At 72.9% G+C, this 13,946-nt stretch carries 11 protein-coding genes and 1 pseudogene; 7 read left to right on the top strand and 5 right to left on the bottom strand.

Translation table 11 applies throughout. The features are described from left to right. Positions 1–11 precede the first annotated feature (11 nt). Positions 12–857: pseudogene (locus tag AC07A4_RS27480) on the bottom strand (chitinase); the annotation flags it as partial. A 479-nt stretch (positions 858–1,336) separates the two neighbouring features. Between AC07A4_RS27480 and AC07A4_RS27475 the strand changes: the two are divergent. Next, entirely contained in the window at positions 1,337–1,963 is a 627-nt protein-coding gene (locus tag AC07A4_RS27475; RefSeq protein ID WP_478603293.1) for a hypothetical protein, read from the top strand. A 171-nt stretch (positions 1,964–2,134) separates the two neighbouring features. On the opposite strand, the gene AC07A4_RS27470 is transcribed toward AC07A4_RS27475, so the two are convergent. Beyond that, positions 2,135–2,506, bottom strand: a complete 372-nt coding sequence (locus AC07A4_RS27470) for a winged helix-turn-helix transcriptional regulator (RefSeq protein WP_478603290.1) — start codon at positions 2,504–2,506, stop codon at positions 2,135–2,137. A 92-nt stretch (positions 2,507–2,598) separates the two neighbouring features. Between AC07A4_RS27470 and AC07A4_RS27465 the strand changes: the two genes are divergently transcribed. Both AC07A4_RS27465 and AC07A4_RS27460 read left to right on the top strand, forming a co-directional pair. Beyond that, positions 2,599–3,438 (top strand): SDR family oxidoreductase, encoded by an 840-nt coding sequence (locus tag AC07A4_RS27465; RefSeq protein ID WP_478603287.1) that lies wholly within the window; start codon positions 2,599–2,601, stop codon positions 3,436–3,438. A 133-nt stretch (positions 3,439–3,571) separates the two neighbouring features. Next, the gene (locus AC07A4_RS27460; RefSeq protein ID WP_478603285.1) at positions 3,572–4,138 is read left to right on the top strand and encodes a DUF4291 domain-containing protein; all 567 of its coding nucleotides are present in this window, start codon (positions 3,572–3,574) and stop codon (positions 4,136–4,138) included. A gap of 99 nt (positions 4,139–4,237) precedes the next feature. On the opposite strand, the gene AC07A4_RS27455 is transcribed toward AC07A4_RS27460, so the two are convergent. Continuing rightward, on the bottom strand, positions 4,238–7,198 hold the full coding sequence (locus tag AC07A4_RS27455) for a M14 family metallopeptidase (RefSeq protein WP_478603283.1): 2,961 nt from the start codon (positions 7,196–7,198) through the stop codon (positions 4,238–4,240). 323 nt (positions 7,199–7,521) lie between these two features. On the opposite strand from AC07A4_RS27455, the gene rox reads away from it, so the two are divergent. Then, a complete protein-coding gene (rox, locus tag AC07A4_RS27450) occupies positions 7,522–8,967 on the top strand; it encodes a rifampin monooxygenase (protein ID WP_478603281.1) in 1,446 nt (481 codons plus the stop codon). A 108-nt stretch (positions 8,968–9,075) separates the two neighbouring features. Here the strand turns inward: rox and AC07A4_RS27445 are convergent, their stop codons facing one another. Continuing rightward, entirely contained in the window at positions 9,076–9,588 is a 513-nt protein-coding gene (locus AC07A4_RS27445; protein ID WP_478603278.1) for a GtrA family protein, read from the bottom strand. A 433-nt stretch (positions 9,589–10,021) separates the two neighbouring features. On the opposite strand from AC07A4_RS27445, the gene AC07A4_RS27440 reads away from it, so the two are divergent. The 3 genes from AC07A4_RS27440 to AC07A4_RS27430 all read left to right on the top strand — a co-directional run bounded on the left by AC07A4_RS27440 (position 10,022) and on the right by AC07A4_RS27430 (position 12,974). Further along, positions 10,022–11,392, top strand: a complete 1,371-nt coding sequence (locus AC07A4_RS27440) for a diacylglycerol/lipid kinase family protein (RefSeq protein WP_478603277.1) — start codon at positions 10,022–10,024, stop codon at positions 11,390–11,392. Continuing rightward, on the top strand, positions 11,385–12,023 hold the full coding sequence (locus AC07A4_RS27435) for a phosphatase PAP2 family protein (protein ID WP_478603274.1): 639 nt from the start codon (positions 11,385–11,387) through the stop codon (positions 12,021–12,023). Before AC07A4_RS27440 ends, AC07A4_RS27435 begins: the two co-directional genes overlap by 8 nt. Before the next feature lie 210 nt (positions 12,024–12,233). Then, on the top strand, positions 12,234–12,974 hold the full coding sequence (locus AC07A4_RS27430) for a class I SAM-dependent methyltransferase (protein ID WP_478603272.1): 741 nt from the start codon (positions 12,234–12,236) through the stop codon (positions 12,972–12,974). Between the two features lie 33 nt (positions 12,975–13,007). Here the strand turns inward: AC07A4_RS27430 and AC07A4_RS27425 are convergent, their stop codons facing one another. Continuing rightward, positions 13,008–13,817, bottom strand: a complete 810-nt coding sequence (locus tag AC07A4_RS27425; RefSeq protein WP_478603270.1) for an alpha/beta fold hydrolase — start codon at positions 13,815–13,817, stop codon at positions 13,008–13,010. Between the last annotated feature and the right edge of the window lie 129 nt (positions 13,818–13,946).

Below are 13,946 nucleotides of genomic sequence, written 5' to 3'. Positions count from 1 at the left end.
GGTCTCGGTGGTCAGCCGGTGAAACCGGCGGTGATGGAGGTGAACTGCCAGGACGGACGGTCGCGGTTGACCGCCCAGAAGGACAGCCTGCCGATGTGATGGGCGTTGGCCCAGTCGCGGATCTGGGTCCAGATCTGCGGCGTGGTGACCTCGCCGACGTCGCTGTTGCCGTTCATGCCGGAGATGCCGATGTGCGCGTAGGCCTCGGCGTCGGTCCATCCGTACACGGACTTGAGCTTGTTCTTCAGGCCCTCGGTGGACTTCACGGTGTTGCCGTACATGTCGGCGTGGCCGCCGAAGTTGAACGGCATGATCGTGAAGTTGTCGATGTCGGCCTGAAGGGCCCTGGACCGCTCGATGAGGCGGTTGCCCCACGAGTTCGGTCCGGTGTTGAGCGTGGGGAAGGTGAGGATCGTCCTCAGGCCCGGGTTGTTCTGCTTGACGATCTTCAGGGCGCCGAGGATGCGGTCCTGGACCGCCGGGCTCTCGAATTCATCGGTGTTCTCGATGTCTACGTCGACCGCCTTGAGCCGGTAGGCGTCGATGACCTTCTGGTACGCGCCCGCGAGGGCCTGCGGCGTCGAGCAGTTGGGGCCGAGCTTGTTGCCGCTCCAGCCGCCGATGGAGGGGACGATGTCGCCTCCGGCCGCGCGGATCGACTTGATGGTGGTCTCGTCCACGCCGCCGGTGAGGGGGCGCTGGCTGTCCCAGGCGGGGTTGCAGCCGTCGCGGGCGAGGATGAACGCCATCGTGTACCACTTGATGCCGGTCGCCCGCATCACGTCGGTGGCGCTCGGCGGGTTGCCCCAGCCCAGGTAGAGGTAGGGCGCGGCCTGGACGAAGCCGGGCGCGCGGCCGTCGCCGGTGGTGGGCGCGGCGGTGTCCGCGGCCCGCGCGGGTCCGGCCAGGGCGGTGAGCGGCAGGACCAGGCAGGCGAGCGCCGTCGCGGCCCGTTGCGGAAGACGTCTGACAGTGGGGGATCTCAAGGGGACTCCCTCGAGTGTCGGTTCCGGATGGGTGGTCGGACGGCACGTCCGCGCGTACTGCCGTCCGTCGCGCGTCGAGTCTGCTGACCGTGACATCACAGCCTCGCTCGGAGGCTATTGGCATGGACCAATCAGGTCAATAGGTCTGGACCACGTGTGCTGCCATCGAATCCGCACGCCCGCCCCGGCGCCGCCCGCATTTTCTAGGTACGCCTACCTACCGATACCCGGATTGTTCTGTGGTCGCCCGTCTGCGAACTCTATTACCAGGCAGCGCCGTTGGCCCGTACCAAGCGGCGCTGCCGCGACCCCCCACAACGGTACGGACCCCCCACACCAGGAGGAGCACCATGCGACGACACCTGCTCCTGAGATTCGTCGTCACGGCCGCGGCGGCCCTGTCCATCGCCCTGGTGGGCCCCGGCGCCCAGGCCACCCCCTCCCCCCAGGAGCAACCGGCCGCGCCCGCCGTCACCGCGCCCCACGACACCGCGTCCCAGGACGCGGCCGAGGGCCACGGGATCACGGCGGAGCAACTCCAAGGGCTCGCCACCGCGGGCCAGCAGGCCATGGAGCCCCCACCGGGCGGCTGGCCCGTCCCCTCCGACCGCAGCTACTACCTCACGGCCTCCTGCGGCCAGCACGCCGCGGCCATCGCCCGGGGCGCGGCCGCCTGGGCCAACCTGGACCGGACCCAGGGCAGCGGCACCCCGGTGGAGTGCCGCAACAGCTACATCACCGACTGCGGCGGAGGCGGCAGGATCGTCGGCTGCAACTGGGGCCGGGGACAGCGCATCGCGCTCTTCATGGGCGGCGTCGGCGACCAGGCCCTGCTCGCGGCGCACGAGTTCGGCCACGACTGGTACAACCACTCCAGCTACCGGTGCGCGGGGTGGACCAACGCGCAGCACGTGATGGCGCCCTCCATCTGCAGTTTCACACCCGAGGGGGCCAAGAGGCCGATCCCCATCGACTGAGAGCCCGCGCCCACGAACCCGCCGCCCCCAGCGGCCCACGAGCTCCCGGCTCGGGACCGGGAGCTCACCCCGACACTTCCATGGCTTCCCCTGATCGGGCCGGTGGCGGCGCGTACGGCCACCGGCCCCTTCAACGCGCCCACCGGCTGATCGCGGCCGACCGCTGCCGCGCTATCCGGCGTCGCGCGCGGGCAGCCGCTCGGTGATCCGGTCGAACAAGTCCGTCAGCGGCTCACCGACGTGCTGGCCGAACTCGGTCAGTCCGTACGTCACTTGGGGCGGTGTGGTCGGTTCGACCTCGCGCCAGACCAAGCCGTCCTTGACCAGCGCGCGCAGGGTCTGGGCGAGCATCTTCTCGCTGATGCCCCGAATGCCGTCGCGCAGCTCGTAGAACCGAAGGTCGTTGTTCCGCAGGGAGATCAGCACCCAGACGCCCCACCTGCTGGTCACGTGGTCGACCACCTCGCGCGCGGGGCAGTCGGTGTGAAACACGTCATACCGCTGGCCCGCCTCGGCCGCTGTCAGCTGCGCGCCTTCCTTCATGTCGGGAGCTTACCTCTGGGTATGTCCTTACGGAAAGTAAGCCCGGCTCCTAGCGTCAACGTCCTTAACCCACAACGGATGAGGAGCCGAACATGATCGTGGTGACCGGGGCTACCGGCAATGTGGGCCGACCCCTGACGCAGGCCCTGGCGGCGGCGGGCGAGCAAGTGACGGCGGTGTCGCGGCACGCGGCGGCGGTGCCCGACGGGGTCCGGCACGCGGTGGGCGACTTGGCCGAGCCGCAGGGCCTCGCCCCCGTGTTCGAGGGCGCGAAGGCACTGTTCCTCCTGCTCTCCGGCGATCTGCACGCCCCCGGCGCCAGGCCCGCCGACCTCATCGACGCGGCCGCCGCCAGCGGGGTGCGCCGGGTCGTCCTGCTGTCCTCGCAGGGCGTGGCGACCCGGCCGCTCGGCCCCACCCGCATCGCGATGCGCGCGCTGGAGGACGCGTTGAGGGCGTCCGGCATGGACTGGGCCGTCCTGCGCCCGGGCGGCTTCGCCTCCAACGCCCTGGCCTGGGCGGAGCCCATCCGTACCCAAGGGACGGTCGCCGCGCCCTTCGGTGACGTCGGCGTCCCGGTCGTCGACCCGGTGGACATCGCCGAGGTCGCGGCGGCCTGCCTGCTGGACGACCGGCACACCGGCGGGGTGTACACGCTGACCGGCCCTGAGGTGATCACGCCGCGTCAGCAGGCGCAGGCCATCGCCGCCGTGCTCGGCTCGCCGCTGCGCTTCCACGAACTCACCCGCGACGAGGCCAGGGCCCACATGACCGCCTTCGTGCCCGCGGAACTCGCCGACGACACCCTGGACATCATCGCCGCCCCGAACCCCGCCGAACTGCGGATCAGCCCGGACGTGGCACGGGTCCTCGGCCGCGCGCCCGGCTCCTTCCACGACTGGGTCACCCGCAACATCGCCGCCTTCCGCTGAGTCACCACTCAACTGAGGCTCCCGGGCGGCCTCGTGCGATCGCGCCCGCACGGGGCGGCCCTCTCCTGGAGGCGGTGGGGCGGCGGGGAAAATAACTCGCTGTGACGGCGGGGCAGATGGCAGGGTGCGGCGCATGGCACTCCCGTATGAGATTCGCGCTGACTACGACGCCCGCTCGATCGTGGTCTACCAGGCGTACTCGCCTGTCATCGCTGACGCCGCGCTACGGGCGGGCCGCTTCGTCGCGCCGTTCTCGTTCCACCGGATGACGTGGATCAAGCCGTCGTTCCTGTGGCTGATGCACCGCAGCAACTGGGCCCGCAAGTCCGGCCAGGAACGCGTGCTCGCCGTGCGCGTCAGCCGCGAGGGCTGGGAGGAGGCCCTGTCCCAGGCCGTCCTCACGACCGCGGACCCGGCGGCCGTGGCGCAGGCGCCCGTACACGTCCAGTGGGACCCGGAGCGCTCCGCGCGCGGGGCGGCGCTGAACCACTACAGCATCCAGGTCGGCATCAGCCGTCACCTCATCCGCACGTTCACCGACGACTGGATCGTCGGCATCACCGACCTCACCCCCCAGGTCCGCAAGGCCGCCGCCCTCATGCAGAGCGGGCACGCCGCCAAGGCCCAGCGGCTGTTGCCCGCCGAGCGCGCCTACCCGCTGCCCCGCGCCCTGGAGAACCGCCTCTCCCCACGCGGGTGACCTGGCGCGACGGCGTCGGCCCCCAGGACCCGACCGGGGTCCTGGGGGCCGACGTCACAGGGAGCGCGGATCGGTGAACGGCGCTCCTGGCCGGGTGTGTCAGGCGCGCAGGTGGGACAGGGCGGCGCGCATCAGGGCGGCGCGTCCGGCGGCTCCGCTGGCGTGTTCGAAGCCGAAGCCGAGCAGCACGGTGTCGCGGGTGGTGACCGCCGCGTACGGCCTGTAGAGCTCGCCGGTGCGGGTCCAGTCGCCCGCGATGGTGACACTTCCGGCCGGGGGCGGGGCCACCGACCAGGAGCCGAGCGAGGCTTCGAAGCCCTCGGTCTCGGTCGCGCTGCCGCCGACGACGAGTTGGGCGTTGTCCGCGAAGAGTCCGCGCCCGCCGTCGGAGGGGTCGGTGACCGCGCTGAGCGACAGCTCGACCTTCTTGCCCGCGTAGGCGCTGAGGTCGAAGGCGACCTGCTTCCAGCCGCCGGAGGAACCGGTGAAGGTGTTCCAGGAGCCGCTGCTGCCGGTGGCCGTGCAGCCCGCCGGGCCGCGCGTCAGGTAGTGCCGCAGGAACGGGTGGTTGTTGAGCAGGGAGCCCGACGAGCACCGGGCGGGCACGGCGGTGGACGAGGCGCCGCCGCGGTCGGCGAGCGTGGTCCAGTCGTCGGCGCCCGCGGTGTGGGCCTCGATCAGGCCGTGGTCGAAGCCGGTCTCCAGGCTCCAGTTGAGGGCAAGGCGCAGCTCGGGCTTGTCGGCGGCCGTGACGCCGGTGAGGTCGAGGGTGCGGGTGAGCCGCTTGTAGTCGCGGTCGGAGTGGGTGGCCGCGGCCATGCCCTGCCCGGCGAAGGGCGCGAAGGGGTTGGCGAGGCCGGGGTAGGTACCCGCGGGTGCGCTCTTGAACTGCGGGAACTGCTTGGCCGGCAGGCTGTCGGAGGTGACGGTGAACCGGCCCGCCTTGTCGAGCGGGTTGCCGTCGGCCGCCGCGAGCGGGCCCTCGGCGCCGGCGAGCGCGCCGCCGCCCGTGAAGTTCTGGGCGCCTGCCGCGGGGAGCCGGTCGTAGGCGCCGAGGTAGTATTGCGCGAAGTCGTCGGTGAGGGCGTCGCCGAGGTCGACGTCGCCGCCCGCCCGCTCGCCGGACTCGATCAGCTTGCCGCCCTCGTTGAGGTAGGAGCGCAGGGCCAGCTGGGTGGGTGCGCCGGGCACGGGGTCGCCGGTGTAGTGCACGACCGCGCGGAAGTGCGAAAGCACGCCCAGGCGGTGCGGGGTGCCCTGCTTGGCGACGTCCCAGACGGCGGCCGTACGCCCGCTCGCCTTGATGGCGTCCACGTAACCCTGGGTCTGGGTGGCGTTGGCGCCCTCCTCCGCCACGACGAGCGTGCTCGCCTTGGGGCGTTCGGCGACGGTGTACGTGAAGTGCTCGCTCTCGGTGCGGCCCTTCTTGGCGCGGCCGGTGAACCACACCTCGACCTTGTCGCCCACGCGCGCTCCCTGGACCTCGGCGCGGTACTGGTCGAAGTGGAGGTTGTCGTCACCGCCGTAGGTCTCGCCGCCCTTCCAGCGGGCGAGGTCGCCGGTGTGCGCGCGGCCGCCGTTGACGCGGTAGCGGAGCTGCTTGTCGCGGACCGACTTGCGGGCGGTGACGGCGACTTCCTGGTCGGCGCCGCGCGCGTAGGACGTGGTGAAGGAGTCGGGGGTGAAGTCGGGGGCGTCGACGCCGGGCACGGAGACCGGGCGGTCCGGGCGCAGGGAGGTCTCGGCGACGGCGAGCGCGAAGGGCACGTTCTTCGCGAACTCCTGCTGGATCAGCTTCTCGTCGTCGGGGAAGGTGAAGACGGACGCGCAGTCCTGGGGCCGCCAGGCGTCGTTGGGGTCGATGTTCGACGCGGTCTCGCAGGTGGACATCTCCGGCGTGAACATCGCGATGCCGTTGACGTTTCCTCCGTGGCCGTTGGCCTCGCCGTTGGTGGTGTACAGCTCGGAGGAGACCTGCGGGTGGTAGCCGGGGATCGCGGGTTTCTCAGGGGTGCCCGCGAGGGACTTGTAGAGCACGTCGTCGGGCGTGGGCGTGGCGACCTGCCAGCCCACCCCGTACAGGATCAGTTCGGCGGCCGAGTGGTAGTTGATCGCGTACGCGAATCCGATGCGCTTCTGGAAGCGGTCGAGGGCCCGTGTCTCGGGCTCGGACATCGGGCTCGCGCCGCGGTAGGTCTCCGACGACGGGTTCGGGGACGAACCCTCGTTGTCGTAACCCCACTTGTAGGCGAAGTTGCGGTTGAGGTCGACGCCGTCGCCCGGGGTGGTGCGGCCGTCGCCGTCGATGTCGCGCAGGTTCTTGCGCCACTGGCGCTCGCCGTCGGCGGCATGTGTGAAGTCGTAGCCGTCGGGGTTGGCGGAGAGCACGAACCACAGCTCAGTGGAGTTCACGAGCTTGGTGATCCGCTTGTCCTTGCCGTAGTTGTCGAGGTAGTGGTGCAGCAGGCGGCGGGTCATCTCAGGGGTGATCCACTCGCGGGCGTGCTGGTTGGACAGGTAGAGCGTGGCGGGCTTGGAGCCGTCCTTGGACTTCGCCGCGCCCTTGGACAGCTTCAGCGCGAGGATGTCCTTGCCCCGCACGGTCTTGCCGATGGAGACGACCTTGGTGAGGCCGGGGTGGGCGCGCGCGGTCTTGACGATCTCCTCCTGGAGGCCGCCCTTGCCGCTGTAGGGGCGGTAGACGCCGTCCCCCGCGGCCTGGACGCGCTTCTTCGCGGCCGTGGAGACCCGGTGCTCGCGCAGCTCGATGCCCTGGCGCTCGACCGCATCGGCCTGGGCTTCGGTCAGATACAGCTCGACGCGGCCGGTGCCGCGGTCGGGCACCTTCCCGGCGAGTTCGTGCGCGTCCTGGCCCGCCTTAAGGACGATCGGCAGCTGTTTCTTGGTGACGTCGGCCCGGTAGACCTTCACGGCCGCCGTGTCGTCGTCCGCCGTGGCCTCGGCGGGGCCGCTCGCCTGGGCGAGTGGCGCGGCCGCGAGTCCGCCGACGAGGAGTGCGCCTGCCGCGAGGATCGATCTCGCCCGGGTTGTTCGTCTCATGAGCCCCCCTTGCAGTGGTCCGGCACGTCTGTGCGCGAACGCCAGGCTCATCATGGTTCATGATCATGTCAATATGGCGGGTGGTCAGTTCACCTGTGGAACCGCGGAGTTGACGCGCGAGGCGGCCGCCGGGCCGGCGGGCCGGCGGGCCGGAGAAGGGCCCGCACACGCGAAGGCCAGAAGGCCCCGCACATGCGAAAGGCAAGGAGGTCAGACGCTCCTTGCCACTCTCAACTTATAGCGCACCGGGGGGCTTGCGGCAAGGCCCGGGGCATGCCGCAGAATCTCCCACCGAAGCCACCACCTGCGGAAACGGAACTTTGATGATCGACGTAATCGTGGTCGGCGGCGGTCCGACCGGCCTGATGCTGGCTGGTGAGCTGCGGCTGCACGACGTGCGAGTGGTCGTACTGGAGAAGCTCACCGAACCGACCTCCCAGTCGCGCGGACGCGGTCTGCACGTACGCAGCGTCGAGATGATGGACCAGCGCGGACTCCTGGACCGGTTCCTCGCCGTCAGTGACACCTTTCAGGCCGGTGGCCTCTTCGGCGGGATCGCCAAGCCCTGGCCGGAGCACCTCGACACGTCCCACCCGTACGGTCTCGCCACCCCGCAGCCGGTCACCGAGCGGCTGCTGACCGAGCGCGCCGCCGAACTCGGCGTGGAGCTGCGGCGGGGCTGCGAGGTGGTCGCGGTCGACCAGGACCAGGACGGGGTCAGCGTCGGCCTCGCGGACGGCACGAGCCTGCGCGCTCGCTACGTCGTGGGGTGCGACGGCGGCCGCAGCACGGTGCGCAAGCTGCTCGGCATCGGCTTCCCCGGGGAGCCCGCCACCGTGGAGACCCTGCTCGGCGACATGGAGGTGACCACGGACGCGGCGACGATCGCCGCCGTCGTCGAGGAGGTCCGCAAGACCCAGCTGCGGTTCGGCGCGATCGCCGACGTCGACGGCAACGAGGGGCTCTACCGCATCATCGTGCCCGCGGCGGGCGTGTCCGAGGACCGCGCGGCCACCCCGTCCTTGGAGGAGTTCAAGGAGCGGCTGCGGGCGGTGGCGGGCACCGACTTCGGTGTGCGCTCCCCGCGCTGGCTGTCCCGGTTCGGGGACGCCACGCGGCAGGCCGAACGCTATCGGGACGGCCGGGTCCTGCTGGCCGGGGACGCGGCCCACATCCATCCGCCGACGGGCGGGCAGGGCATGAACCTCGGCGTGCAGGACGCCTTCAACCTCGGCTGGAAGCTCGCCGCGGAGGTGAACGGCTGGGCGCCGCATGGGCTGCTCGACACCTACCACTCCGAACGGCACCCCGTGGGCGCAAGCGTGCTGGACAACACCCGGGCGCAGATCACCCTCCTCGGCACCGAACCGGGCCCCACCGCGCTGCGGGAGCTCTTCTCGAAGCTCATGGACTTCGAGGAGGTGAACCGGTTCGTCACCGGGATCATCACCGCGGTCGACATCCGGTACGACGTCGGCGAGGGCCACGAGCTGCTCGGGCGCCGGATGCGGGACGTCAAGCTGAAGCACGGGCGGCTCTACGAGCTGACGCACGGCGGCCGCGGCCTGCTCCTGGACCAGACGGGACGGCTCTCCGTCGACGGCTGGGCGGACCGCGTCGACCACGTCACCGACCCCGTCGACCCGAGCGAGAACCTCGACGTGCCCGCGCTGCTGCTGCGGCCCGACGGTCACATCGTCTGGGCGGGCGAGGAGCAGCGGGACCTGCTGGAGCACCTGCCCAGGTGGTTCGGGAGCGCCACCGGCTGATCGCGCGGGGGCGGTGGCCGCCGGACGCCCGGACGCGGAGCGCCGCCCACCCCGACACGGTTCGGGAGGGGCGGCGGATGGCCTCGGCGCGCCCCGGGGGCGCGGCGGTCAGGCGGCGCGGCACAGGGCCTTGGGGTCGGCCGGGGCCGAGGTGCGGGCCAGGGTGGCGGGCACGGGGCGGGCGGCGGCGGCCCGCGAGCGGTTCCGCGCGAAGACCACGAGGCGAAGCACCACGAACCGCGCGACACCGGCGAGCGCGGAGGCGGACAGATAGACGGCCTGCTCGAGCACCGCGCCGGGCGACGCCACCAGCTGCTGGAGGACGGCCATCGCCACGCAGGTCACCGCGTACGCGGCGGCCGCGGACCCGGCGGACTGCGTGTGCTGGCGCCAGGTCGCGCGCCCGCCCGCGCCGAAGGTGAAGCGGGCGTGCAGCTCGGTGGCGAGGAGCGTGGAGACCACGGTGATCAGGGCGTTGGCCAGGGCCCAGGGAAGCCAGGAGGCGAGGGCCGCCACGGCGAAGCTGGAGGCAAGACCCACGCCGCCGCCGCAGAGCACGAAGCGGGCGAAGGCGGTGAAGGCGCCCGGTGCCGCCTGCTGCTCGCTCTGCGCTGTCTCCATGATCCGACCCCTTTTAATCGCTGACTCCGTGAAGCGCGCGCCCCCGGCCGGTGAGACCGAGGGGCGCGCCGCTCATGCGTCATCATGGCACACGCATGGCGCCATTGCGAGCCATTTGTGGCACCACTGGTGCCACCCTTGGCGCCACAGGATGGCAGGGGTCACGAACACGCAGGTCAGCGGCGTGCCACGGCTTCGCTTCCTGACGGAGAGAGTCGTTCCGGGCGGGGTCGCTGCCCCCTGGTAGCACCACTGGGCGCGCTGGATGGCACGCTCCTGGCACCCGCGGGAACCATGCGGCACCACAGGGCGGCGCCGGGTCCCGCGGCTCACCCGCACGACCCGGCCGGGGTGCTCCCCGGCGCGGGAGTACGCAGGATGGTGCCCGGACCAGGCGTGGAGCCCCGGGCCAGACGGAGAGGTGGGCCACGGCGTGGCAGGACGGTTCACGGACAGGGCGCGGACGACGGGCTCCGGCACGGGAGCGGGCGCGCGGCTGCTCGCGCGCCTGGCCCTCCTCGCGGTGGTCGGCGCCGTGGTGGTGCTGGCCCTGGCGCTGCGGGAGGGCGGGCTGCTGATCCTCGGGGCCGGGCTGCTCGGCCTCGTCGTGTGCGCCGCGGGCGTCTGGTGGTTCCTGGCGCACCGTGGCGCGGTGCGCCTCGCCGGGGCGCTCGTCGCGATCGCCGCGCCGGTCGCGCTCCTGGTGCTGTTCGCACACGACGGCCTGTGGCTTGCGGCCCTCGTCCTGATCCTGTGCTGGGTGGTGACGCTGGCCTGTGCCCGGGCCGCGCTGCGCGGGTCGGCTCCGAAGCGGCGGCGGGCGATCGCCGCGCCCCGGCCCCGGCGGCCGGTCCTCATCATGAACCCGAAGTCCGGCGACGGGAAGGTCGGCCGCTTCGGCCTCGTCGAGCGGGCGGAGGAGCTCGGCGCGCGCGTGATCCTGCTCGACCCGTCGCAACCGGCCGACGTGGCCGCGCTGGCCCGCCAGGCGGTGGCCGACGGCGCCGACCTGCTCGGCGTGGCGGGCGGCGACGGCACCCAGGCCCTGGTCGCGGCGGTCGCCGCCGAGCACGACCTGCCGTTCCTCGTGGTTAGTGCGGGCACCCGCAACCACTTCGCCATGGACCTCGGCCTCGACCGCACCGACCCGGCGCGCTGCCTCGCCGCCCTGGCCGACGGCGAGGAACTCCGGGTCGACCTCGGCGACGTCGCGGGCCGCGCCTTCGTCAACACGGTCTCCTTCGGGGTGTACGCCGACGTCGTACAGCGCCCGGAGTACCGCGACGACAAGGCGGGCACGGCGCTGAACCTCATGCCGGACCTGCTGGTCGGCGAAGGGGTCCGGCGCCTCGACGCGCGGGCCGACGCCACCGCGCTCGCCTCGCAGCAGGCCCTGCTGGTCAGCAACAACCCGTACGGCACGGCCGAGGAACTCACGGTCAGCGCCCGCAGGCCCCGGCTCGACGGCGGCGAACTGGGAGTGCTCGGCCTGCGCGTCGAGGGCGCCGCGCAGGCCGCGGACCTGGCCGTGCGGGGCTCGCAGTCCACGGGCCTGACCGTCATGACCGCGCGGCGGGTCGAGGTGACCTCCGACGCGGACGAGATCCCCGTGGCCGTGGACGGCGAGGCGCTGCGGATGCCCACGCCGGTCGTGTGCACGCTCCGCCCGGGCGCACTGCGGGTCCTGGTGCCGCGCGACCGTCCGGGCGTCGTGGCCCCCGCACCGCCCGTGAACTGGCGGCGGCTCGTCGACCTCGCCGTCGGCCGCCCCGAGCGAACCCCGGAGGGACAGGCCCATGGCTGACCACGGCTCCGACGTCCACGCGGACCACGGCTGCGGCCAGGCCCCTGCCCAGGACGCTGGCGAGCCCGTCGGCGGGAACACCGTGCTCCGGGACCTCCGCGCGATCGACGGCGCCCTGTACGCGGCCGTCGCCGCCACCCCCACGCCCACGCTGGACCGGGCCCTGCGGCGCCTCTCGCACGCGGCCGACCACTCGAAGATCTCCCTCGCCGTCGCGGCGGGCCTCGCCCTCGCGCCGGGCCGCCCGCGACGCGCCGCGCTCGCCGGGGTCGGCGCCGTCGCCCTCGCCTCGGTGGCGGCGAACCTGTTCGGCAAGCGCATGGTGCGCCGCGGGCGGCCCGACCGGGAGCGGGCCCGGGTCGTCGTGGACCGGCACGTGCCGATGCCGCGGTCGGCGTCCTTCCCCTCCGGCCACACGGCGTCGGCGACCGCCTTCGCCACGGCCGTGGGCATCGTGCTCCCGGTGGCGGCGGTGCCGCTCGGGGCCCTCGCGGCCGCCGTCGGCTACTCCCGCGTCCACACGGGCGTGCACTACCCCGGCGACGTCGCGGCAGGGGCGGTCCTCGGCTTCGCGGCCGCGGCGGCGTCCCTGGCGGTCACGCACGTGCCGCTGGACCGCTTCGGCCCCTGATCCGCACCCCGCCGACACCGGCGAGCGCTGCCTGGCACGGGCCTTCGCCCCGGGCCCGGGGCGCGCGCTCCCGTCGTACAGGAGGCCGGGAGGCGGTGCGGATCTTTGTGGCTTCCGCCAGTACGACGGCCCGCCGCGGTACGGGAAGACTGCCCGCCACAGGCCGCGGCGTGCCCGGGGCCGACGTCGACGCAACGGGAGGGCGGCACGGTGAGCGTGCAGCAGTACGACGAGATCGGTGAGGCGTTCGAGGGCTTCAAGTCCCTGCCGCTGGCGCACTACGTGGAGGTGCCCGGCTTCCTGGCCCTGGTCGGGGACGTGCGCGGCAAGTCGGTCCTCGACCTGGCCTCGGGCACCGGCTTCTACAGCAGGGAGTTCAAACGACGCGGGGCCACGGACGTGCTCGGCGTCGACATCTCCAGTGAAATGGTCGCCGCGGCGCGGGCGTTCGAGGACCGCGATCCGCTGGGGGTGCGCTACGAGGTGGGTGACGTGGCCGAACTGCGGCCCCTGGAGCGGCGCTTCGACGTCGCGCTCGGGGTCCAGCTGCTGAACTACGCGCCGGACATCGCCGCCATGGAGCGCATGTGCCGCCATGTGCACCGGAGCCTGGAGCCCGGTGCCGAGTTCTTCGTGCTCGCGCAGCGGCCCGACTACCGCTTCGACGGGCCGTCCTTGGCCAAGTACGGCTTCCTCTGCGAGGCGACCGGTGACGAGATCGAGACCGGGCCGCGGGTGCGGGTCACCGCGCTGCTCGACCCGCCGATCTCCTTCGTCGGCGCCTGCCCGCGCCGCGACGTCTACGAACAGTGCCTGGAGACGGCCGGGTTCAGCGACGTGACCTGGGTTCCGCTGGAGGTGTCGGACGCGGGCGTGCGCGCGTACGGCGCGGACTTCTGGGCGGACCTCATGGCCAACCCCCCGCTGGTGACGCTGCGCTGCCGCGCCTGAGCCCGCGCGCGGGCACGGTCACCAGCTCAAGGGTCAGGCGTCGCCCCGGCCGTGCTCCGCGCACAGGAAGTCGAGGAGCAGGGCGGTGGTCTCCGCCGGGCGTTCCAGGGAGGGCAGATGGCCCGCCCAGGGCAGTTCCACGTGGCGGGCCCGGGGCAGGAGTCCGGGCAGTGCCGCCGCTGTCTCCCGGAAGTCGGCCAGGTCGTGGGCGCCGCCGACGGCGAGGGCCGGTGCGGTGACCGCGCCCAGGTCGATGTCGGGCTCGGGCAGTTCGTGCTCGCCCGGGTCCCGCACCGTGCCGTCGCGGCCCGCCTCGAGCGCGGTGTACCAGTGTGCGAAGTTCTCCCGCTGCATGCGCGTCACCAGCGCCCGGACCGCGTCGTCGGCCTCGGGGCCGAGCCAGGTGCGTGCGTTCAGGGCGGCCGCGCCGTCCAGGTCCCCCGCCTCAAGGAGGGCCTCCTCGGCCTCGTCGAAGGCCTCGCCCTGCGGCCCGGACTCCTGCCCGGGGCGGCCCGCGCACAGCAGCGCGAGGGCGGTGACCCGCGGCGGGTGCAGCGCGGCGACGCGCAGGGCCACGCGGCCGCCGTAGGAGGAACCCACGAGGGCGGCCCGGTCGAGGCCCAGGGCGTCCATCAGGTCCACGACGTCGCCGTCGTCGGAGTACGGCCGGGTGCCCGCGGGCGACTGGCCGCAGGTGCGGAAGTCGGCGCGGACCACGCGGAACCCGGCGTCGGCCAGGGGGCGCCACTGCGGCTCCCACATGCGGCGGTCGCAGACCGAGGAGTGCAGCAGGACCACGGCGGGGCCCTCAGCGGGACCGGTCACGTCATGAGAGAGGATCACGCGCGCATCGTGGCAGACGGCGGCGGGGGGGGGGGGGAGGGGGTGGGGGGGGGGGGGAGGGAGGAAGGGGGGGGAAACGGGAGTCTAGGAAGGGGGGGGGGGGTGCCACGCGCTGGGAGGGAGGGGTTC

Source organism: Streptomyces sp. NPDC043996 (assembly GCF_056435225.1).
This window is presented reverse-complemented; position numbering and strand designations above follow the sequence as displayed.

Bases quoted from the DNA above. Each gene is read 5' to 3' on its own strand.
- AC07A4_RS27475 (WP_478603293.1), top strand. From the start codon at position 1,337: ATGCGACGACACCTGCTCCTGAGATTCGTCGTCACGGCCGCGGCGGCC.
- rox (WP_478603281.1), top strand. From the start codon at position 7,522: ATGATCGACGTAATCGTGGTCGGCGGCGGTCCGACCGGCCTGATGCTG.
- AC07A4_RS27465 (WP_478603287.1), top strand. From the start codon at position 2,599: ATGATCGTGGTGACCGGGGCTACCGGCAATGTGGGCCGACCCCTGACG.
- AC07A4_RS27435 (WP_478603274.1), top strand. From the start codon at position 11,385: ATGGCTGACCACGGCTCCGACGTCCACGCGGACCACGGCTGCGGCCAG.
- AC07A4_RS27455 (WP_478603283.1), bottom strand. From the start codon at position 7,198: ATGAGACGAACAACCCGGGCGAGATCGATCCTCGCGGCAGGCGCACTC.
- AC07A4_RS27460 (WP_478603285.1), top strand. From the start codon at position 3,572: ATGGCACTCCCGTATGAGATTCGCGCTGACTACGACGCCCGCTCGATC.
- AC07A4_RS27445 (WP_478603278.1), bottom strand. From the start codon at position 9,588: ATGGAGACAGCGCAGAGCGAGCAGCAGGCGGCACCGGGCGCCTTCACC.
- AC07A4_RS27470 (WP_478603290.1), bottom strand. From the start codon at position 2,506: ATGAAGGAAGGCGCGCAGCTGACAGCGGCCGAGGCGGGCCAGCGGTAT.